The 20,850-nt window shown below is 68.5% G+C and carries 20 protein-coding genes, 1 pseudogene and 1 riboswitch; of the genes and pseudogenes, 8 read left to right on the plus strand and 13 right to left on the minus strand.

Annotation, left to right across the window (positions count from 1 at the left end; genetic code table 11):
- Nucleotides 1-122: 122 nt before the first annotated feature.
- Nucleotides 123-2,294: a catalase gene (locus tag NBRGI_RS19260; RefSeq protein WP_029898244.1), complete on the minus strand. Its 2,172-nt coding sequence runs from the start codon at nucleotides 2,292-2,294 to the stop codon at nucleotides 123-125.
- Nucleotides 2,295-2,521: 227 nt separating this feature from the next.
- Between NBRGI_RS19260 and NBRGI_RS19265 the strand changes: the two genes are divergently transcribed.
- Nucleotides 2,522-2,731 (plus strand): hypothetical protein, encoded by a 210-nt coding sequence (locus NBRGI_RS19265; RefSeq protein WP_029898246.1) that lies wholly within the window; start codon nucleotides 2,522-2,524, stop codon nucleotides 2,729-2,731.
- A 16-nt stretch (nucleotides 2,732-2,747) separates the two neighbouring features.
- Here NBRGI_RS19265 and NBRGI_RS49635 read toward each other — a convergent pair.
- The 5 genes and pseudogenes from NBRGI_RS49635 to NBRGI_RS19290 all read right to left on the minus strand — a co-directional run bounded on the left by NBRGI_RS49635 (nucleotide 2,748) and on the right by NBRGI_RS19290 (nucleotide 7,641).
- A pseudogene (locus tag NBRGI_RS49635) lies at nucleotides 2,748-4,219 on the minus strand (FAD-dependent oxidoreductase).
- Nucleotides 4,220-4,273: 54 nt separating this feature from the next.
- On the minus strand, nucleotides 4,274-4,408 hold the full coding sequence (locus NBRGI_RS49930; RefSeq protein WP_370627794.1) for a CDGSH iron-sulfur domain-containing protein: 135 nt from the start codon (nucleotides 4,406-4,408) through the stop codon (nucleotides 4,274-4,276).
- A gap of 52 nt (nucleotides 4,409-4,460) precedes the next feature.
- Nucleotides 4,461-5,114, minus strand: coding sequence for a HemK2/MTQ2 family protein methyltransferase (locus NBRGI_RS19280; RefSeq protein WP_029898250.1), 654 nt, complete (start codon nucleotides 5,112-5,114; stop codon nucleotides 4,461-4,463).
- Nucleotides 5,115-5,155: 41 nt separating this feature from the next.
- Complete coding sequence (locus NBRGI_RS19285; protein WP_029898252.1) at nucleotides 5,156-6,154, minus strand: iron-containing redox enzyme family protein; 999 nt, start codon at nucleotides 6,152-6,154, stop codon at nucleotides 5,156-5,158.
- A 689-nt stretch (nucleotides 6,155-6,843) separates the two neighbouring features.
- Entirely contained in the window at nucleotides 6,844-7,641 is a 798-nt protein-coding gene (locus NBRGI_RS19290; RefSeq protein ID WP_029898254.1) for an alpha/beta hydrolase, read from the minus strand.
- A 291-nt stretch (nucleotides 7,642-7,932) separates the two neighbouring features.
- On the opposite strand from NBRGI_RS19290, the gene NBRGI_RS49935 reads away from it, so the two are divergent.
- From NBRGI_RS49935 to NBRGI_RS19310, 4 genes are read left to right on the plus strand one after another with little or no spacing between them, the layout of a single operon-like run.
- Nucleotides 7,933-9,639: a PDR/VanB family oxidoreductase gene (locus tag NBRGI_RS49935; RefSeq protein WP_370627795.1), complete on the plus strand. Its 1,707-nt coding sequence runs from the start codon at nucleotides 7,933-7,935 to the stop codon at nucleotides 9,637-9,639.
- Nucleotides 9,640-9,651: 12 nt separating this feature from the next.
- Complete coding sequence (locus NBRGI_RS19300) at nucleotides 9,652-10,245, plus strand: PadR family transcriptional regulator (protein WP_029898258.1); 594 nt, start codon at nucleotides 9,652-9,654, stop codon at nucleotides 10,243-10,245.
- A gap of 39 nt (nucleotides 10,246-10,284) precedes the next feature.
- Nucleotides 10,285-12,216: a M3 family metallopeptidase gene (locus NBRGI_RS19305; protein ID WP_029898260.1), complete on the plus strand. Its 1,932-nt coding sequence runs from the start codon at nucleotides 10,285-10,287 to the stop codon at nucleotides 12,214-12,216.
- A 19-nt stretch (nucleotides 12,217-12,235) separates the two neighbouring features.
- Complete coding sequence (locus NBRGI_RS19310) at nucleotides 12,236-12,631, plus strand: VOC family protein (RefSeq protein ID WP_029898262.1); 396 nt, start codon at nucleotides 12,236-12,238, stop codon at nucleotides 12,629-12,631.
- Between the two features lie 9 nt (nucleotides 12,632-12,640).
- Here the strand turns inward: NBRGI_RS19310 and NBRGI_RS19315 are convergent, their stop codons facing one another.
- Entirely contained in the window at nucleotides 12,641-13,024 is a 384-nt protein-coding gene (locus NBRGI_RS19315; protein WP_029898265.1) for a hypothetical protein, read from the minus strand.
- 90 nt (nucleotides 13,025-13,114) lie between these two features.
- The gene (locus NBRGI_RS19320) at nucleotides 13,115-14,098 is read right to left on the minus strand and encodes a methylenetetrahydrofolate reductase (protein ID WP_228831888.1); all 984 of its coding nucleotides are present in this window, start codon (nucleotides 14,096-14,098) and stop codon (nucleotides 13,115-13,117) included.
- A gap of 137 nt (nucleotides 14,099-14,235) precedes the next feature.
- Nucleotides 14,236-14,378, minus strand: a riboswitch (cobalamin riboswitch).
- Nucleotides 14,379-14,555: 177 nt separating this feature from the next.
- On the opposite strand from NBRGI_RS19320, the gene NBRGI_RS19330 reads away from it, so the two are divergent.
- Nucleotides 14,556-14,747: a DUF1059 domain-containing protein gene (locus NBRGI_RS19330; protein ID WP_029898269.1), complete on the plus strand. Its 192-nt coding sequence runs from the start codon at nucleotides 14,556-14,558 to the stop codon at nucleotides 14,745-14,747.
- Nucleotides 14,748-14,795: 48 nt separating this feature from the next.
- Nucleotides 14,796-14,921 (plus strand): hypothetical protein, encoded by a 126-nt coding sequence (locus NBRGI_RS49645; protein WP_268808412.1) that lies wholly within the window; start codon nucleotides 14,796-14,798, stop codon nucleotides 14,919-14,921.
- Between the two features lie 79 nt (nucleotides 14,922-15,000).
- Here the strand turns inward: NBRGI_RS49645 and NBRGI_RS19340 are convergent, their stop codons facing one another.
- A complete protein-coding gene (locus tag NBRGI_RS19340) occupies nucleotides 15,001-15,291 on the minus strand; it encodes a hypothetical protein (protein ID WP_148310878.1) in 291 nt (96 codons plus the stop codon).
- 84 nt (nucleotides 15,292-15,375) lie between these two features.
- On the minus strand, nucleotides 15,376-16,194 hold the full coding sequence (locus tag NBRGI_RS19345) for a SigB/SigF/SigG family RNA polymerase sigma factor (RefSeq protein ID WP_036559863.1): 819 nt from the start codon (nucleotides 16,192-16,194) through the stop codon (nucleotides 15,376-15,378).
- A 559-nt stretch (nucleotides 16,195-16,753) separates the two neighbouring features.
- Here NBRGI_RS19345 and NBRGI_RS19355 point away from each other — a divergent pair.
- Nucleotides 16,754-17,860: an ABC transporter substrate-binding protein gene (locus NBRGI_RS19355; RefSeq protein ID WP_235211014.1), complete on the plus strand. Its 1,107-nt coding sequence runs from the start codon at nucleotides 16,754-16,756 to the stop codon at nucleotides 17,858-17,860.
- 96 nt (nucleotides 17,861-17,956) lie between these two features.
- On the opposite strand, the gene NBRGI_RS19360 is transcribed toward NBRGI_RS19355, so the two are convergent.
- The 3 genes from NBRGI_RS19360 to NBRGI_RS19370 form a co-directional block, all read right to left on the minus strand.
- Nucleotides 17,957-19,240, minus strand: coding sequence for an MFS transporter (locus tag NBRGI_RS19360; RefSeq protein WP_029898277.1), 1,284 nt, complete (start codon nucleotides 19,238-19,240; stop codon nucleotides 17,957-17,959).
- On the minus strand, nucleotides 19,237-20,349 hold the full coding sequence (locus tag NBRGI_RS19365) for a PLP-dependent cysteine synthase family protein (protein ID WP_029898279.1): 1,113 nt from the start codon (nucleotides 20,347-20,349) through the stop codon (nucleotides 19,237-19,239). The genes NBRGI_RS19360 and NBRGI_RS19365 overlap by 4 nt, the downstream gene beginning before the upstream one ends.
- Nucleotides 20,350-20,450: 101 nt before the next feature.
- A complete protein-coding gene (locus NBRGI_RS19370; RefSeq protein WP_029898281.1) occupies nucleotides 20,451-20,837 on the minus strand; it encodes a hypothetical protein in 387 nt (128 codons plus the stop codon).
- Between the last annotated feature and the right edge of the window lie 13 nt (nucleotides 20,838-20,850).

A 20,850-nucleotide genomic window follows, 5' to 3' on the forward strand; every position in this document is an offset into this window, starting at 1 on the left:
CGGGCGGCAGCTTCGTCTCCAACGGGCACGAACGGTTACCGATCGCCCTCGGCTCCGGGGCGAGTTCCTTCGTCAGCTCGGATAGTGTTGTGACGCAGTCGAGTTGAGCGCGTCACGGCGCATCACTGCGGGAACTCACCAGCTCGCGCCCAAACCCGGTGCTCCGGCAAGAGCGCGGCGAGCGCGTCCAAGGCCGAGCCGATGGTGTCCGCCGCCGCCACACCGGCTGACTCCTCGGCGATGCCGGCCGAGCGGATCGCGTCGGCGCCCGCCGAGGTGTAGGCGATGGCCTTCAGATGGCGGTGTGCTTCTTGCAGCAGCAGCGCCAACCGCGGATCCGCGGCGTTGCCCGCGATGAGCAGGGCGTCGAATTCGATGGACCGTGCGGTGTCCAAGGTACGGGAGACGGGGACCTGCCGTGCGCCCTTGCCGAGCTCGCCGCCGTGCGGGGCGATGACCAAGGGCGTCATCGACTGATCCGCGATCGCGGCGACCGCGCGGGCGAGCTCCGCCGGGTCGGTCGTGTCGTCGGCGAAGACGCCGATGATCCGTCCGTCGGTCGGCCACTTGCCGCCGAGTTGTGAGAGTGCGGGCGACACCGTCACTTTGACCTTCTTGCTCGGTTTGCCGTCCAGCGGCAGGCCGAGCCCCTGCGCGACCGTTGCGGCCAGCTGCTCGTCGATCTGGCGCAGCACCGTCACGGCCCGCTGTTTGATCGCCTTCTCGTAGCATTTGCCGAGCTCGAAGGTGTAGGCCTTGGCGACGTGCGCCTGCTCGATCGGGGTGAGGCTGGCGTAGAAGAGCCGCGCCGAACTGAAGTGATCGTCGAAGCTGCGGGGCGCCTCCCGAACCTTCTTTCCCGCAACGGCTTCGGGGTATTCGATCAAGGCGGCGTCGGCGTTCCCGGCGAGGAACGGGCAGCCGCCGTCGAGACTGTTGGGCCGGTACGGTGCGACTCCGGAATGTATTGCGGTCTGGTGCATTCCGTCACGGAACATATCGTTCGTGCCGACGTGCGGCCGATTGATCGGCAGCTGCGCGAAGTTGGGGCCGCCGAGGCGGGAGATCTGGGTGTCCAGATAGGAGAACAGGCGACCTTGGAGCAGCGGGTCGTCGGTGTGGTCGATGCCCCGTACGAGGTGGCCGGGGTGGAACGCGACCTGCTCGGTCTGCGCGAAGTAGTTGGTCGGGTTGGCGGTGAGGGTCATGGTGCCGATGATCTGCACCGGCGCCAGCTCTTCGGGCACCAGCTTGGTGGGGTCGAGCAGGTCGATGCCCTCGAAGGTCTGTTCCTCGGTGTCCGGAAAGACCTGCACGCCGAGATCCCAGCGCGGGTAGGCGCCGGACTCGATGGCGTCGGCGAGATCGCGCCGATGCATGTCCGGATCCACGCCGGCGGCGATCTGCGCTTCCTCCCACAGCAGCGAGTGCACGCCGAGTGCCGGCTTCCAGTGAAACTTCACCAGCACCGTCTTGCCGCGCGCGTTGACGAGCCGGAACGTGTGGACGCCGAAGCCCTCCATCATCCGGTACGAGCGCGGAATGCCACGGTCGGACATGTTCCAGAGGGTGTGCGCGGTGGCTTCGGTGTGCAGGGTGACGAAGTCCCAGAAGGTGTCGTGGGCGCTCTGCGCCTGCGGGATCTCCCGGTCCGGATGCGGTTTGCCCGCGTGGATGATGTCGGGAAACTTGATCCCGTCCTGGATGAAGAACACCGGGATGTTGTTGCCGACCAGGTCGAACACGCCCTCGTCGGTGTAGAACTTGGTGGCGAAACCGCGGGTGTCGCGCACCGTGTCGGCTGATCCGCGCGAGCCGAGCACCGTCGAGAAGCGCACGAAAACCGGTGTCTGCTTGTCCTTTTCGAAAACCGACGCACAGCAGATCTTGGTCGCGGCGCCGTTGGCGGTGAAGACGCCGTGCGCGGCCGCGCCCCGGGCGTGCACGACCCGCTCCGGGATCCGCTCGTGGTCGAAATGGGTGATCTTCTCGCGCAGGTGGTGGTCTTGCAGGAGCACGGGTCCGCGCGGGCCCGCCTTCAGGGAGTGGTCCGTGTCGGTGAGCCGGGCGCCCTGCGCGGTGGTCAGGAAGGCGCCCTGCTGGCCTGCGGCACGGACGGGCTCGTCGACCGCCGCTCCGGTCGGCGTGCTGGGCCGCGGCACCGCCTGGTCGGGTTTCGGCGGGAGCGGTTCGCGGGGCTGCGTGGGTTCGGCCACCGTGGGTGCGGCACTGGCCGGCGCGCCCGGCGCGACAGGCTGCGGTTTCGGCTTCGAACGTCGGGTGGATCCGGGCATTCGTGGACACCTCCTACGGTCGGGCGGACAACATCTCTCGCGACCGCTATGCCCGGCTGATGCGGAAGCAAACAGTCTCGTTGCGGTGGGGAAGATCGCGCGGCTTTGCCGGTCGCCGGCGCTAACCTGGTGTCATGACCGGAATCGGCTCGATTCCGCGTCCCCGCACGTGATCTCGCGGCCGAGACGGCACGGCGGACATTCCATACCACCCAGGACCCGACGACATGAGCCAGTGCCATTCCACCGCGGTGATCGCCTTGCAGGCGGCGATCATCGGGTACGACACCGACCGAACTCCGACGAGCCTGCACGAGCTCAGGCGCGCCGTCGCGGCCGCCCGCGCGGCGGGTGTCAACGTGTCGGCGGTGCTGGCGGCCACGGTCACGGTGCTGTGCACCGAGGAGGAGCTGCGCCGGATCGCCGACGCGGCGTGAGCGTGGCCGCGCGGCGTCACTCGCTCGGCGCCAGCGGCTGGGTCGCGGGTCCTTCGAGCACGCTTCCGTCCGGGGCGAATCGGGAGCCGTGCAGCGGGCAGTCCCAAGACTTTTCGGCGTCGTTCCATTGCACGACGCCGTACAGGTGCGGGCAGATCGCCGAGACCGCGGTGGTCTTGCCGTCCACCGTGCAGGTGCCCACCGGCCGCAGACCTGCGCGGCGCACCTGGCCGTGACCTTCGGCGGGGGTGTCGCCGTCGCCGTGCAACTCCGCGCGGGCCCAGCCGCTCGCCATGGCCAGGCCGACGCCGCCGTTGGTCTTGATCGCCGTGGCCAGCCCGGTGAGTTCCCGCGGCCGCCACGCTTCGAGGGTGCGCGCCCACTCCGGCGGCCTGCCGGACACCCGGCCGGCGATCGCGAGCGCCGCGGCGACGCCGTTGGTCATGCCCCACTTCGAGTAACCGGTAGCCACGAGAATGTGCTCGTTGCCCGGCACCAGGGGGCCGACGTAGGGCAGCCCGTCCATCGGCGAGTAGTCCTGCGCCGACCAGCTGTGCGTCAATTCCGCTGCGGGCCAATAGGTTCGCGTCCATTCGACGAGATCGTCGACTTGGGCCCGGGTCTGCTTGTCTCGGCCGACGACGTGTCCGTTGCCGCCGACCAGCAGCAGTTCGCCCTCGGGCCGCGGCGCATAGCGCAGCGAACGGGTCGGTGCGTCCGCGGACAGATACATGCCGTGCGGGATCGGCTCCGGTACCCGAAAGGCCAACGCGTAGGACCGATTCGGTTCCAACCGGGCGAAGAACCCGCCGCGGTCCAGGATCGGCGTACCGGTTGCGAGAACGATCGTCCCGGCGTGGATCTGGCCGTGTTCGGTCCGGACGGTATCGCCGCTGACGGTCAGCACCCGGGTGTTCTCCACGATCACCGCGCCCTGCCGCTCGGCCTCGGCGGCCAGTCCGTGCAGGACCGCCATGGGATCGAACTGGGCTTGGCGTCCACGCGGACCGCGCCGTAGGTGGGGAACGGCAGATCCAGTTCCTCGGCCCGGTGCGCGTCGAGTCCCGCGGTGCGGCACGCCGCGAGCTCCGCTTCGATCCGCGCGGTGCTCGCGCGGCTGCTCGCATACGTGAAGGCGGGCGCATGCTGGGTGGCTATGCCGTGGTCGGCACAGAAATCCAGCAGCCAGCGCTGGCCCTGCCGATTGGCCTCGACGTAAGCGCGCAGCGTGTCGGCGGAATGCTTCTTCGCGATGCTGGAGAGGTGGGTGCCCTGCAGCAGACTCAGTTTGGCTGTGGTGTTGCCGGTCGCGGCCGCACCGAGCGTGCGGGCCTCCAGCAAGGCGACCGAGTCACCGCCGCGAGCGAGCAACAGTGCGGTGCTCACGCCGGTGAGACCGCCACCGACCACCACATGATCGAACCACCGTCCCGGTTCGAACGGCGAGTACGTCCTGGCGGGCACGTTGTCTAGCCATAAGGAGGTCACGTCGGCCGATTGCCCGGACCGCGCCCGTCGAAACGCCCGCCCGCGGGCCGGTGTTCATGAGGTGCCGCGCAACCGTTTACGGTGGCTGGTATCGCAGAGCGGGTAATTCTTCGAGCGCTTGCACAGACACAGGGCGACCTGGAAGCGGTCGCACTCGATGCGGGTGCCGTCGGTCGTGACGATCTCCACCGGGCCCTCGATCAACGCCGGGCCGTCGTCGGTGAAAGTTATTCGCCGCCGGTCACTTTCGGGTCTTGTCGGCACGGATCACCACCAATTCCTCCTCCTGCTGTCCCGGCTGGACAATGCCCTGCTCGACGAGATGTCCGGCGCATCGGTGCATCACCGGTCCGAACGGGATGGTCGTGCGGGCGACCACGGCCGCCTTCAGGCCGCCGTGGCGCAGCTGGGTGATGGTCAGATCCGGGTCGGCGACCACCGAGTGCACGATCAAGGCGGTGCCGTCCAAGGCGAGCAGGTCCGGCGCGCGGGCGCAGAGCCGGTCGAGGAACGAACGTCCGTCCGTTCCCGCGTTCCAAGCCCGCGCCCGGCCGCGCACCGGCCGCTCGCACGGGGCCGGGACATACGGGGGATTGGCCAGCAGCAGATCGAATTCCCGGTTCGCCAAGGCGGTTTCGAAATCGCCGCGCAGTATCTCGACGTCGATGCCGTGCAGCCGGCAATTGAGCCAGGTGGACATGCTCGCCGCGCGGGAGATATCGATCGCGGTGACCGCGGCCGCGCCGGCCAGGCCCGCGCGGACGGCCAGCGCGCCGGTGCCGCTGCAGACGTCCACCACCCGGCCGCCCGGTGGCAGCGCGGCATCGGCCAGCGCGGTGGCGAGGAGCCAGGTATCGGTCTGTGGCCGGTAGACACCGGGGGTGCGTATCAACATCACCTGTACGCGATGCCCGCTCGTCGGCGAGTCAATCATGATCACAGCGAGGAAAGCGGCTCACGTAACGAAGTGCGGTCCTGACGCCACGCGCCGAGCACGTGCTCGCCGAAGCGATCCTCGAGCAAATTGGTCACCTGGATGCCGAGGACCACCGATTCCCGGAGCTCCGGTTCCTGCGCGAGCAGGTCGGTGATGGCCTCGCGCATCACCTGCTCGTGCACCGCGTCGGCTTCGACGTGCTCGTTGTAGAACAGCGCGCAAGCGGGATCGGAGTCCCAGCGGCCCAGCGCCTGCGCCATGCGGCGTGCGCCGGGCGGGGAGGTGATCTCGACAGTGGCGAAGTGTCCCATCAGCGCACCGCGCCAAGCGCGATGCAGACCGAACAGCGACATCATGTCGACCAGTGCGAGCATCGGGGCGGGCACGATGTCGACGTAGTGCAGGTAGCACGGATCGAGTCCGGCGCCGGCCAGCAGGTCGGCGTAGAGCTGGGCGTGCACCCGTTCGCCGCGACCGCCGCCGAATTCGTCGAATTCCACCGCGACCAACGACGCTTTGGCTTGACCACGCAGCCGGGGGATCGCCCAGGCGTACGGGTCGGCCTCTTTGTGGTGGTAGATCGAGCGATGCACGAAGTATTCGCGCAGCTGCCAGGGTTCGCCTTCGTCGCGCAGGAACGCGCTGACGCCGGTCTCCTCGGCCGGGACGGCCAGCAAGGCCTCCAGCTCGGCCTCCAGATCGGTGCCGCCGGGTACATCGTCGCGCAGCGCGCGCAGATACCGCTGTTCCAGCGCCGCGCGCAGCGTGAGCAGTCCGGGATCCCATTCCCACCCGCTGTCGACCGCGCCGAAGCCCTGGTAATGCAGCTCGTAGCAGGTGTGCAGGGCCAGCTGGAAGTCCTCACCGTACGGGTCGAGATCGGGCAGGGTGGGGACAGCGCTGCCCGGTTCCCGCGACAACGTCTCGATGACGGCGGCGGACAACTCGCCTCGGGGTGCGGGCAGCACGCTGACCTCGGTGACAGTAGAGGAAGTCATGCGCTGGACGTACCCAGGATCCGGTTTTCGATGCACGCAACACCCGAGCGACCCCCTTGCGCTCTTCTGTGCTTCGAGCTAAAACTTATCTATGTCAGATGGCACAGATAAATAGCCATCGACGCTTGACATCCGCCCCGGCCGCGCGCGGCCGTCGTCCGACGAGCGAGGTGATGCCTGTCCGAAGAGTGATCTCGTTGTACAGACCGTCAGATTCTTTCCGTCGATGGGTGCGCCCGGCAGTCGTGCCGGGCGCACCCGGCCCTTCGCGTGATCCGGCGCGATGAACTCGAGGGATGACATCCAGCATGAGTACCACTGCCACAGCAGCCGAACTGAGCCGAACGTCCACGCCCGCAAGCGATTCCGACGTAGTCCCGGTGGTCTACTGGCCTGAACCCAGCCCCCTGGACACCTGGTGGACCAGCATCATGAAATCCACCAGCCCGCCGTGCGGGTGTCCGCGTCAGGGGCGGAAAACGGCTCGGATGCAACCTTCTTGCTTGTGCTTGAAGAGGTCGTAGCCGCGCACCCCCTCGGTGGACGCCGGGTTCGAGCGCCCGCCATCGGAAGCGAATTCATCGGGGGCGCAGCGGAGGTCGGCACGGATAAGCCTGCTTCGCGCAACATCGTCGCGGCGCTCTCGACGGCGAAATCGGCGGTGCCGGATGCACGCGATCGTGCCGCTGCTACGGCAGCACTTTGCGGAGCCACTGCAGCGTGGTGTCGGCGACGGTGTGCCAGCCGCTGTCGACGACCAGAGAGTGGCCGCGGTCGTCGAAGCGCTGGTAGTCGGTGAGCGCCTTGGCGTGCCGGTAGCGCTTGAAGGTGGCGCGGGTGAGGACGTCGGGGATGGTGTGGTCGAGCTTGCCGGACAGCAACAGCAACGGTCCGCGGGTGTCGTTGCGGACATCCACCGCGGCGGGGGAGTTCGGGACGAAGTTCGCGTAGGCGAGCTGGAACAGCGGCCGGGCCGGGCTGGGAATGGACCACTTCTCGTGCAGGGCGTCCGACTCCGCCGTGGAGACGGCGTTGCCGAAGCAGAAGCGGAACTGCTTGGCGGACAGGGAGACCGCGCGTTTGACGTGATCCGGGTTGCCCAGTATCGGCAGCACGGCCCGGCCCTGGGTGAGGCTGACGGCTTTGACGCCGCGGATCTGCCCGGGCGAGATGGCGACCGCCGCGGCCCCCAAGCCCTGGCCCAGCAGATGCTGCACGACCCAGCCGCCCATCGAATGGCCGACGAGGACGGGCGGGCGCGGCAACCCGCGAATGACCTCGGCGTAAGCCGCGGAGATCTCGGCGACGCCGACGCCGGCTTGACGTTCCGGCACCGCACGGGCCGCTGAGACGGTGTCGGGCACACCCGGCCACTCCGGCATGAGCGGGTCGAATCCGGCGTCGGCGAAGCATTGCGCCCAGTCCTGCCAGCTCGTCGCGTGCAGCCACAACCCGTGCACGAAAACCACCGGTATGCGCTCTGTCATCTCGTCTACCTCCGTCGAATCGGGGTCCGCATGGAGCCAATCTGGTAATTCAGATTCTCCAATTACAGCAAACAACTGGTAAATCCGCCAGGGCTTGTGTTTTTCAGGGTTGTCCCGGATGGCGGGGGCCGATGAGCGCGACATACTCGATTAGTCGATATCGACTATATGAGTATGCGGAGACGTGCTATGTCAGTCCGAACAACTTCGAAACCCGCGCCCGCCCAGCGACATCGGTCCCGGTCCGGGCGAAACATGCTGGTGGCCTTCACAATGGTTGCGGTCGCGGCCATGCTGTCACCCCCGGTCTTTCCCGCGACGCTGACGGCCGCGCGCGTCCCGATGTGGTGGCTGATCATCGCGGTGGCCGGTGGTCTCATCGTGCTGGTGACCGTTGTGCGCGCCGTGCCGCGCCGCATCCTGCTCGGCGGCGGCTGGCTGCTGGTCGTCGCCGTGGTGCTGCAAGCGTTCGTCGTCGGCGATCTGGTGGCGATGTTCGCCAGCTGGCTCGCGGTGCCGATCCTGGCCGCACTGGCCGGGCAACTGCGCCCGAGACCGCGCAAAGCCCTTGTCGCGGCGCATATCATCGCGGCGTGCTGCTGGGTCGGCATCGCGGTGACCATCTCCGCCATGGCGGTGGTGGCGATGACGACGCGCGACATCCACACCAGCCGTGTCACCTATGAACTGATGGCTGTCTTCGACCTCACCCTGCTGCCGTGGGCGAATTTCGCCACCTTCCTCACCGGCTTGGCGGTGGCCCTGACGACGAGCTGGGGCCTGTTCCGGTACTACTGGGTCGCGGCCAAGCTGGCCATCGCGGTGGGAATCCTGTTCGCAGCGTTCGGGTTTCTGCACGATGCGCTGGAACACGCGGCAGCGCGCGCGGCCCAGTTGGCCGAGACCGGCGGCAGCCCCGCGGAACTCGGTGCGTCCGCCGCGGTGGCGTTCTGGGGGTTCGGTGGCTCGACGCTCAGTTTGGTTGCGGCAGTGCTGCTGTCGCTGTACAAGCCCGGCGGCAAGACCCGACGCGGCCGCCGTGTCCTGACCGGGCGCAAGCAGCCGGTCATTCCGGCGGTGCTCGCCGACCGACGCGAAATCGCCGACGGCACAATCGCGCTGACGGTACGCGGCGAGGGCCAGGCATTGCCGGAGTGGGCGCCGGGCGCGCACATCGATCTCGTCTTGCCGTCCGGCCGGGTCCGTCAGTATTCGCTCTACGGTGATCCGGCCGATTCGGCGAGTTACCGAGTGGCCGTGTTGCGTGAGCCCGACGGGCGCGGCGGATCGGTGGAGATCCACGACCTTCCGGTGGGCACGCGCATCGGTATCCGCGGACCGCGCAACAACTTTGCGCTGATCGACGCGCCCGCGTATCTGTTCGTCGCCGGTGGTATCGGCATCACGCCGCTGCTGCCCATGATCCGCCGGCTGCACGAAGCCGAATGCGAATGGCGACTGGTCTATCGCGGGCGATCAGTCCCGACGATGGCCTTCGGCAACGCACTACTCCGGCAATATCCGGACCGGGTTACGCTGTTGCCCGCCGACACGCACGCTCGCCCGGATCTCGACGAGCTGCTCCGGCGCACACCCGCGGCCACCGCGGTCTACTGCTGTGGTCCCGAAGATCTGCTCGCCGCAATGGAATCCGCCGTTGCCCGGCAGCCGCACGTCACGCTGCACACCGAGCGGTTCGCCGCGAGCAATCGGGGCGAGGACCGGACGAACACGGCGTTCGAGGCCGAGCTGCGCCGCTCGGGCGTGGTGGTGCCGGTGCCCGCCGACCGCACCCTGCTCGCAGCGATCCAGGCGGTCGATCCCACCGTGGATCTGTCCTGTACGGACGGTGTGTGCGGCACCTGCGCGACGCGGGTACTGGCCGGTGTCCCCGACCATCGCGACGATGTCCTGCAAGCCGACGAGCGCGACCGGGTCGATATCATCTACCCCTGTGTGTCCCGCGCGCGAGGGGATCGACTCGTGCTCGACGTCTAGGAGGAGGGTCCCGTGGCAATCCGGCGGGACCCACTGCACAACCCGCTCGCGCTGGTCGTGCTCGCCTACGTGATGGAACGGCCGATGCACCCCTACGAGGTCGGCAAACTGCTGAAGGGGCGCAACGCGGACCGCAGCATCGACTTCAAACACGCTTCGCTGTACATGGTGTTCGACCAGCTGACCCGGGCCGGCTACCTGACCGCCGAGCACACCGAGCGAGCCGGGCAGCGCCCCGAACGCACGATCTACCGGCCCACCGAAGCCGGACAGGAGCGCCTGCGCGCGCGGATGCGGGAAATGGTCTCGGTGCCCGCCAAGGAGTTCCGGCAGTTCGAGGCGGCCCTGTCGCTGATCGTGGTGCTGCCCCCGGCCGACGTCGCCGCCCTGCTCGACGAACGGGAACGTACCCTGGCGCAACAGGCTGAGCAGCAACGGGCGGTCTTGGCCTCGGCCGGTGACGTCGACCGAGTTTTCGTGATCGAGTACCACTATCGGCTCGAGCTGATCGAAGCCGAACAGCGCTTCGTGGCACGCTTTCGCGATCTCATCGCGCACGACCCCGCCAGTCTGGGCGAATTCTGGCCGCGGCTGCACCCGCGGTGATGACATGACCGTGGCCGAGGCTGCGGTTAATGTCGGGGGATGAGTCCGCAGCCGCTTGCCCTGCCGTCCGCCGAATGGTCCGAGTGGCTTGCCGACTATGTCGACGACGGTCTCGCGACGGCGGCGCGGACTTTGACACGCTTGAAGGACGGAGCTGCGCGTGACACCGCCGAGGTGCTCGGCCTGTGGAACGACGCGGATATCGCACTGCGTGGCGTCGACGCGGCCGCCGGCTTGTTCGTCGAAATCCATCCCGAGGGCGAAGTGCGCGGGCTCGCCGAGGAGCTCGTGCAGCGGATCGATCGCGCCCGGACCGATCGCGGGCTGGATCGCGGGCTCTACGACGTCGTCGCGGCCACCGACGCGGCGGGGCTGGACGCGGCGGCGCGCCGCATGCGCGAACACGTGCTGCGCGACTTCCGCCGCACCGGCGTGGACCGCGACGATCCGACGCGGGCACGGCTGCGCGTCATCGCCGAGCGGCTCACCGTGCTCACTCAGGACTTCGGGCGGGCCATCCGCGACGACGTCCGCTCGATCCGGCTGACGCCCGACCGGCTCGACGGCCTACCCGCGGATTTCGTCGCCGCGCATCCGGTCGCCGCGGACGGACTGGTCACCGTCACGACCGACTACCCGGACTACCGGCCGTTCCGGTCGTTCGCCGGCGACGCCGCCGCCCGGCGCGAACTGACGGTCGAATTCGAAAGCCGCGGTTGGCCGGTCAACGACGAGGTGCTGCACGAGATGCTCGAGCTACGCGACGAACAGGCCCGCCTGCTCGGCTTCGACAGCTGGCCCGATTACGACGCCGACGTCAAGATGATCGGCACCGGCGCGGCCATCGCGGATTTCATCGAGCGGATCTCCGCGGCCGCCGCGGCCGCGGGCCGGCGCGACCTTGCGACGTTGCTCGCGCGCCGCAGCCAGGACGACCCGGCGGCGACCATCGACCGGTCCGAGGTCGGCTACTACACCGAGCTGATCCGGCGCGAGCAGTACGACGTGGACGCCCGCGAGGTCCGTCGCTACTTCGACTTCACCCGGGTACGCGACGGCCTGCTCGACGTCACCGGTCAGCTGTTCGGCCTGGAGTATCGGCCGGTCGACGGCACCTCCTGGCATGCGGAGGTCACCGCGTACGACGTCTACTCCGACGGTGCGCGCTGCGGACGGATCTACCTCGACCTGCACCCGCGCGCCGGAAAGTACAAGCACGCGGCGCAATTCGAGCTCGTCGGCGGGATCGCCGGCCGACTGCTGCCCGAAGGCGTGCTGGTGTGCAACTTCTCCCGGGGGTTGATGGAACACCACGAGGTCGTCACGCTGTTCCACGAATTCGGGCACCTCCTGCATCATGTGCTTGCCGGACAGCAGGATTGGGCGCGGTTCTCCGGCGTGGCCACCGAATGGGACTTCGTCGAGGCGCCGTCCCAGATGCTCGAGGAATGGGCATGGGACCCAACGATTCTGGGCCGGTTCGCAATAGACGAGGACGGGGCCGCGATCCCCGCCGAGCTGGTGCGGCGGATGCGCGCCGCGACCGACTTCGGCAAGGGCATCCAGATCCAGACCCAGGTCGGCTACACCGCGGTGTCGTATCTGCTGCACCGCGATCGGCCCGCCGACCACACCGCGGCGGTGCTGCACGCGATGGAACGCTACGGACTGATCGCCATGCTGCCCGGCACCCATTTCCAAGCGTCGTTCGGTCATCTCGCGGGTTACACGTCCGCCTACTACACCTATCTCTGGAGCCTGGTCATCGCGAAGGACCTGTTCTCCGAATTCGATCCCGCCGATCTGCTCGATCCCGCGGTGGCCCGCCGCTACCGCGACCGCGTCCTCGCCCCCGGCGGATCGAAGGACGCGGCTGACCTGGTGGCCGACTTCCTCGGCCGCCCCTTCACCTTCGACGCCTTCGCGGCCTGGCTCGACCACGCCCCCGACTCGCCCGCGCCCGCGTCCTGAGTCACCTAGTCTGACCAGCATGACTGTCGAATTGAAGCTGAGCGTCGTCATGCTCGGGGTGGCCGACGTGGACCGGGCCAAGAAGTTCTACGTCGAGGGCCTGGGTTGCACGGTCGAGCAGGAGTTCCCGGGGTTCGTCCGATGCGGGCTCGGCGCCGGGTCGTCGTCGCTGGCGCTGTACGAATGGGACGCCGTCGCCGCGGACGCGGGCGTACCCGCCGCGGGCACCGGCTTCCGCGGCGCCTCGTTCCATTTCCTGGCCGCATCCCGGGCGGAGGTGGACGAGGTCATCCGTGCGGCGATCGCCGCGGGCGGCACCGTGACGAAGGCGGCCGCCGCCACCGACTGGGGCGGCTATGACGGTCACTTCAGCGACCCCGACGGTCACCTCTGGAAGGTCGCCACCTCGGATTGAGCGTCGGGGTCAGGGCGAGTCGAGCGCGGTGGCGGGGACGCCGTAGGGCAGGAAGCGGACGCGGCGGCGTTCGTCGGTGTTGTCGCGGTGGGCGCGCAAGGCCTCGAGTTCACTCGGGAACACCTGCTCGACCCGGGCCTCGCCCGCGTCGTCGATGCTGTAGATGACCCAGACGCCGCTGCCGGTCTCGCCGGTGGTCTCGCTCTCCGGCTTCGCCGCGCGCGGGCGCTGCGGCTGGACGAACTGGCCGAGCAGCGACGCCAGCGTGTTCACCCCGGCGCGGTCGACATATTGGCCCGCCTTGCCGAGCAGGTCGCGGATCTCGATCCCCGCCTCCCGCAGCGCGCGTTCGAAATCCTCCGGATCGATCCCAAAAGGCCTCTCGGCTGCCATCACATCGCTCCTCGGGACGAATACGGTATTGGTCTTCAGTGTCCTCGCGTAACCGGGACTTCGCCACGTCGCCCGACTCGACCGGGTGGATCAGGCGCTCAGCGGGGCGGCCGTGACCGCGTAGCCCAGGTTGGTCAGCACCTCGGTGGTCGCCTTGGCGAAGTTCAACGTGATGAAGTGCAGGCAGGGTGCGCCCTCATCGATGAGGCGCTGGGCGAGTTCGGTGGCGAGTTCGATACCGACTTCACGGACCGCGGCGCGGTTCTCCTGCGGCCCGGTGCCCGCCGCCCGGAGCAGGCGCGCCATGATCGGCGCGGGCAGCGCGCGGCCACTGAGTTCCTCCGCCCGCGCCACGGTGCGCAGCGACGTGACGGGCATCAGCTCCGGAATGATCGGCTTGGCCCCCTGCTCGGGGTCGGCGGCCGCGAGCCGGTCGCGCAGGCGCAGGTAATGGTCGACCTCGAAGAACATCTGGGTGATCGAATAGTCTGCTCCGGCACGGAGTTTCGCGGCCAGGAACGCGGTGTCGGTGTCCAGGTCGGGGGAGCGGTGGTGCATCTGCGGGAACGAGGCGACCCCGACGTTGAAGTCGCCGAGATCCCGCACGATCCGCACCAGTTCCTCGGCGTACTCGACTCCCTCGGGATGTTTGTGCCAGTCGCCGAGCGGATCACCCGGCGGGTCGCCCCGCAGCACCAAAATGTTGCGGATGCCGTAGTCGGCGTACGAGCCGACCAGCGCGCGCAGTTCGGCGATGCTGTGCCCGACGGCCGTCAGATGCGCTACCGGCAGCAGAGTGGTCTCCTGCGCCAGCGCGCCGGTGATGCGCGCGGTCCGGTCCTTGGTCGAACCGCCCGCGCCGTAGGTCATCGAGACGAACGCCGGATGCATACGCTCGAACTCGCGCACCGTGCGCCACAGTCGAGCTTCGCCCGCGGCGTCGCGCGGCGGGTTGAATTCCACCGAGAACGGCACCCGCTGGTGCGCGTGCAGGCGCAGGCTCTGCACGACCGACGGCACGCCGCGCACCGCGGGTGCGATGCGGGCGGGAAAACTCCTGTGAGGGTTCAGCATTGATGAACTCCGTGGTAGCGCCCTGTGGCCACCACCCATAACGAGCGAAACGCTGACGGAGCCCTCGAAGCATCAATCCCGTGCCCGGGTCCACTCGGCGTTACGCCCGATCCACGAGGCGACGACCGCCGGATACGGCGTACCCGGCACAACCGGCAGGTCTTCGGACTCATGGGGCGCGCCCATTCACCGTTGCGGGACAGTCCCGGATTCGCACCGGGTTCCCTCTCGTCCGGGCGCACGCGAACGCGGCCCGAACTCGACGCCGGCCGGTGGATCAGGGGCTCCTCGACTCCACCTCCGGCGAACCAGTTGTGCTCGCGAATATAAGCGACGACCTCGAGGCGCGCCAAGCGCGCCCGGCCCCGTGCTCACCGATTTCCGCTTTCGCGACCCTGGTGACCTGGGAGGTCTACCGTAGAGACCAGCAATATTGATCTCTCAGGAGGCTCGTCCCATGACGAGAAAAGTAGCCGACTGCCGCAGGTTCCCCAGCGAAACTAATTGCACGCTCACCATCGCCGGTGAAGAGGACGAAGTCGTGCGGGCCGCGAGCGAGCACGCGATCTCCGTACATCAGCACGAAGACGGACCGGAGCTGCGCGTGCAGATCCGTGCGTCGCTCGAAGACGAAACGGTCAGCAGCTAGATCGTCGGGCTCGGCGTCCGTGGTACCGCGCCCCCGCCGGGCGGCGGCGTGCTGCCCTGGCTGCACTTCGGTCTCGGCGTCGGCATGGTCGCGCTCGGCCTGCTGCTGCCGCGGGTGGCGGCGAATCAGGCGAGCGGATCGTTCGGTACCAGCCCGTCACTCGGCCGGCACTGATCGCAGCGGCACTACGCACGACAGCGAACCCCGCGACAAGTACATGTCGCGGGGTTCGCCGTTGCGCTGCCGGGGGGTCTCAGTCGTCGCGGAACTGTTCGATACGGTGTGACAGCTGCTCCGAGAAGCACTCCTCCCACGCTGTCGACTCGGGCTGATCGAGCACGGGATGTGCTCGCCGGCGCGGCTCGGGAGGCGCGGTGGATGCCTGGGGCGGGTTGCCGCCGGGCCTGGATTGCAGCGCCAAAAGCTTTACACTCCAGCGGATATAGTCCTCGACGCTCATGCCCGCACAATCGGCCGCCGCGCTGATGGCGCGCCACTGGCCCTTTTTCACTCGCACGGTGATCTGTTTGGTCTTCATACCCACCGTCCCGATCGTCTTTCCCACCGTAATCCCCGTGGCGCGACGTTCAAACATGCTGTGGCCGCGACTATCTGGTGCTGCCCGCCATCAATCGTCATCCGGCAGTGCGCTTTCGCGCAGCTGGGTGAGCGTTTTGGTGAGGATGCGCGAGATCTGCATCTGGGAGACGCCGAGCTGTTCGGCGATCTGGATCTGGGTTTGCCCGCGAAAGAACCGCAGATGCAGGACCAGGCGTTCGCGGGCCGGAAGTTCGTCCAGCAGCGGCGCGATGGCGAGCGCCTCGTCGGTCAGCTGATAGCCCGGATCCTCCGTGCCGAGCAGGTCGGCCGCGCTCGGCGCGTAGTCGTTGTCGTGCGCCGAGGTGTCGAGCGGATCGCTGGTGTAGGCGTTGGCGGCGAGCATCGCCTGGGTCACCTCGAGCAGATCGACGTCGAGTTCGACGGCGATCTCGAGCGCGGTGGGCATCCGGGACAGCCGGTGACAGAGCCTTTCCACGGCGGGTGCGAGCATCAGCTGAATTTCCTTGGTGCGCCGCGGAACTCGTACCGACCAGCCGAAATCGCGGAAGTGGCGGCGGACTTCGCCCATGATCGTCGGCACGGCGAAGGCCAGAAACGGTGTCGCCCGCGCCGGGTCGTAACGGTCGACGGCGGCGACGAGCCCGAGGCTCGCGACTTGGAACAGGTCGTCGTAATTCTCGCCGCGGCCGGTGTAGCGCCGGGCGATGTGCTCGGCCAGCGGTAGGCATCGCCGCAGAATCTCGACGCGCAGCCGTTCATGCTCGCGCGAGCCGTCGGGCAAGCCCGCCAGTTCTGCCAGCACTGGTTCGATCCCGTCGTAGGAATCAGTTCCACGGCCGCGACCTGCGCGAGTTCGGCGGGCGACGATGGTGGGTTGGACGGTCATAAGAAACCTTCCCCATGCGGCGAGCTCGCCGTGAGGTTCTGCTCCTGGATTGAACGCCCTCATTCGACACGTCGCTCAGTTCAGCCTCCCAGCCGCCGAGCGGTGGCGTCTGTCCCGATAACGAAGTCTTGCGATAGCGCCAGCCGGAAAACGAAAACCAGACGCGTTGCGTTCCGGGGATCGTTCGCCGGACAGAGGTCCGCAACGTCACGTAACACGTTGCTCGCCAGTGCGATTCAGTACATACAGGCGAGGGCAGGACTGTGCGATGCGGGAACTTGTACTGATCTGGTGGTGGTCGCGATCGCACCGTCGGCATGTGCGGGAGCTGGCTGAACCATCCAGGGTCAGATTCGTTCGCCCGATACTGGGCGTGGCGGCGGTACTGGGGCTGGTCGCCGGTGGGGTGACGGCGTTGAGCTTCGACCCCGCCCCCCGCCGCGATCCCGGTCAGCGGCAATGGACGATCTGTATGCCGGTCGTCATGCAGCCGCCGCCGACGGCCGCCGGGACGAACCATGCGGTATGCCGGTAATTCTGTTGCCCGGGGTTGGTGGTCGTGGATGAATTATCCGGCATGGTCACCCAGGTACGTCCGGCGCAGCGGTTCGTCCGGATCGGCGCTCTCGTTCCCCGCACCCGGCCCGGTTGGGTCGAAGCCGGCGCGCACCTGCTCGCGGGTCTCGAGCTGGCGGTCGAGGACATCAATACCGCGGGCGGGATCCTCGGACGACCGCTCGAGCTGGTGGTCCGCGATACCGCGGCGGATCCGCAGCGGGCCGTCGCGGCTGTCGACGAACTCGCTCACCTCGGCGTGGCGGCTCTGGCGGGGGAGTATCACAGCGTGGTCGCGCGTGCCGTGGCTGCGCGCGCCGACGCGCTCGACCTGCCGTTTCTGTGCTCGTCCGCGGTCCTCGACGAACTCGTCGAGCAGCCGACGGACCGGGTCGCGCGGCTGGCCCCACCACAATCGCATGGCTGGCAGACGTACGCGGATTTCCTGCTCCGCGCGGGGCGCGACCGCATCGCGGTAGCCACCCAGCCCAGCGTCTACTGGGCTGCGGGAACGCGCATCCTGCGGGAGTACTTCGCCTCCCGCGGCGGTACCGTGCTCGAACTCGATACCCGAGTGCTCGCCCCGGCGGCGCTGTGCGACGTGCTGGTCGAGCAGGGCGCGACCGCCCTGCTCCTGCTGGTCGGCCATCCGGATCCGGCCGTGCCGATCGTCGAAGCCGTCCGGCGTGATTCGCGGCTGGACGAGATTCTGCTCGGCGCCCCGGCCGGGCAGCCGGAGTTTCCCGAATGGACGAAGGCCCTGGGTGACGCCGGAGCCGGAATTCCGTTCCTGCGCTACCTGCCGCAACGGCTCAGCGCCCGCGGCGACCAGGTCGAGCCCCGGCTGCGTGGACGGTTGGGGACGGCACCCTCGTTCGTCGCTTTCGAGGGCTACGACACGATCATGGTTCTCGCCGAGGTCTTGCGTACGCGCGACGCGGGCGGGTCGTGGTCCGGGGTGGCCGTCGAAGGCACCCGCGGATCGATCGGCTTCGCTCGCGTACCCGGCCTGAATGTCTGGCAGTGGCCGGGTGCGCCGATCCAGGTCGTCGATCGGGACCCGGCGGAACCTGAGCGCTTCCGCGTCCTGCACGTCCGTTCCGTCGAGTAGCCGGGCGATCCGAAGCAGCCGCACCCCTTCTGAGTTCCCGCACCCGCTGCGCCACGTCGGAACGGGTGTGCGGGAACGCGGAAGGGGTGCGTCGAGTCAGCGGCGTGCGGGGACCTCCGTTCCGGCCGCGACGCGTGTCGGGGCCGGTGTAGCGGACCGGTTCAGCACCCACAGCGCCACCGCGCAGCCGGCGCCGATCACCGTGAGGACGGTCCAGATCAACGCCGGGCGACCGGATTCGGTGAGCGCGTCGAAGAGAGCGCCGGTGGTGAGATTGCCGAGCAGGACGCCGGTACCGACGATCGTGTTGTAGAAACCGTAGTGGGTGGCCACGATCCGGCCGCGCGCGAGCGTGACGACAGTGTCCATCTCACAGGGGAATACAGCCGCGCTCGCCAGGGCGAGAAGTGCGGCGCAGAGCAGAAGGGCGGCCACGGCGACCGGTTTGCCGCCGACTACCCCCGTGTTCGGTGCACACAGCAGTGGCACGAAAGCGGCCGCCATGATCGCCATGCCGACCACCAGCCCGCGACCGGAGCCGCCGCGCCGCGCGAGCCAGCCGGTCACCGGCAGCTGGCCGGCGAGGGCGACGACGCCGCTGACCGCGAAGATCGCCGCGATCAGCCCGGTACCGGACTGCGCTGAGCCGCTGACGATTCCGGCTTGCAACGGCAGCGCCAGGTACACCTGGAAGGACAGCACGTAACAGCCGACCATGACGATCGAGAACAACAGGAACGGTCGATTGCGCAGCACCGTACGCCAATTGGCGAGCACCGAGGCGCCCTCGCCCGCACGATCGAGGTCACGGGTGGGCAGCCAGCGCAGCTGAACGGCGGTGAGGGCGGCGAACACGACCGCGGCCACCCCCGCAGTGGCGCGAAAGTCCCACGCCGTCAACGCCAAACCCACCAGCGGCCCAGCGAGAATGCCCGCCTGATAGAAGATGTTGAACATCGCGAAGGCCGCCACCCGGCGTTCGGCCCCGGCGTCCGCGGCGAGATAGGCGCGCACGGCCGGATTGAACAGTGCACCGGCGAAACCGGTCGCGGCCACGGCGATCAGCACGGCGGGCAAGGTGTCCGCCAGCGCCAGCAGCGTGAAACTCGCGGTGCGCAAAGCACATCCGGTGACGATGAGCGGCTTGTAGCCGAACTTGTCGGCGAGGGTGCCGCCCACCAGGAACATGCCCTGCTGGGCGAAATTCCGCACGCCGAGCACGAGTCCGACCGTCCACGCCGCCATCCCGAGTCCGCTCGACAGGTGCGCGGCAAGGTAGGGCATCAACATGTAGAAACCCAGATTGATGCCGAACTGATTGACCATCAGCACCTGACTCGGCCGGTCGAAAGCGGCCCAGCGGCGCCACCATCCGCTCATCGGGCGAGCGCCGCGGTCGGCGCGACGACGGTGGTGCAGCGCGTCCAGTGCCGCACCACCTGCGCGTGCGGATCGTCGACCAGATCGGGTTCGGTCGGCACCGGCTGATCGAAAAGCCCGTGCTCGGCGCAATAGTCGTCGTTGTAGACGGTGTCGGTGTAGCGGTGTGGCCCGTCCGGGAACACCGCCGCGATCCGGGTGCCGGCCGGTTCGGTGCGGGCCAGCCAGCCCGCGACCAGGGTCACCGCGCCGACGCTCCACCCGCCGCTGCAATAATGCGTCGAGGCCAACGTTCGTGCCGCCCAGACCGCTTCGTGCGGGGCCACCCAGTGCACCTCGCTGAAGGCCGGATAGTCGACATTGGCCGGATGGATGCTCGAGCCGAGCCCGCGCATCAGCCTGCTCGCGGCGGGTTGCCCGAAGATGGTCGACCCGATCGTGTCCACGCCGACCAGGCGCAGCTCCGGTTGGAAGCGGCGCAGCACCCGCGCGACCCCGGCCGAATGTCCGCCGGTGCCGACCGAGCACACCAGGACATCGATGTGCCCGAGCTGGGCGAGCAGTTCCAAGGCCAGCGACTGGTAGCCATCGACGTTGTCGGGGTTGTTGTACTGGTCGGGGCACCACGAATCGGGTTGCGCGGCAAGCAGTCGCGCGACCCGATCGCGACGGGCCTGCTGCCAGCCGCCGACGGGGCTCGGCTCGGTGACCACGTCGATGGTGGCGCCGTAGGCGGCCAGCATGCGCCGCAGCATCGGCTCCATCCCGGGATCGGTGACCAATGTGACCGGATGGCGATGCACGATTCCCGCCAGCGCCAGCCCCAAACCCAGTGTGCCGCTGGTCGATTCGACGATCCCGGCGCCCGGCCGCAGCGCGCCGCGCGCGATGGCGCGTTCGACCATGTGCAGCGCGGGGCGGTCCTTCATCCCGCCGGGGTTGTGGGCTTCGAGTTTGGCCCAGAATCCGTGGCCCGCGGTGGCGAACGGTTCCCCGATCCAGAGCACCGGGGTGTCCCCGACGAGGGTCGCCGGTCGGCGGCGGCTCTGCTCCCGGGGGTGAAGATGGTTGGCGGACAAGACGACACGATCGACAACGGCACTGCACATGAGCGATCTCCTAGCGTCGAAGCGGCATCCGGGATGCCGTGCTGTATCGGACGAACCCGCGGGCCGGCGCGCCGAGATCCGGCGGCCGACGGGGTCAGCCGTCAGCAGCGATCGATACAGAGATTTCGCAGAATGCCGCGTCCGTCGGGGGCGGCGATCCGCCACGTTCCCCAGCCGGCGAGCCACGGCCGGCTCGGATTCGCTTGTGCGTCAGCGTGGTCGAGGTCGACGGCGGTGGTCGTGGCGCTGGGCTCGGCGGCGCGCTGCGGGATGCTCATGAGGCAGCCCTGATCGTGCGCGTCGGTGGGAGCTTGGGCGTGGTGGGTCGTACCGAGGGTCTGCTCCGCGGCCACCAGGGCCGGCGCGGTACCGGAGAGGTTCGGCAGGCCGAGCACGCACATGAACAGTGCGTGGGCGAGCAACAGCGCGGACGCCGCGAACACGACGGCGATGCCTCGCCTGCGTGGTGCCTCGACTCGCACGGTCACAAGCGCCAACCAT

The organism is Nocardia brasiliensis IFM 10847 (genome assembly GCF_000710915.1).
Lineage (GTDB): Bacteria > Actinomycetota > Actinomycetes > Mycobacteriales > Mycobacteriaceae > Nocardia > Nocardia brasiliensis_A.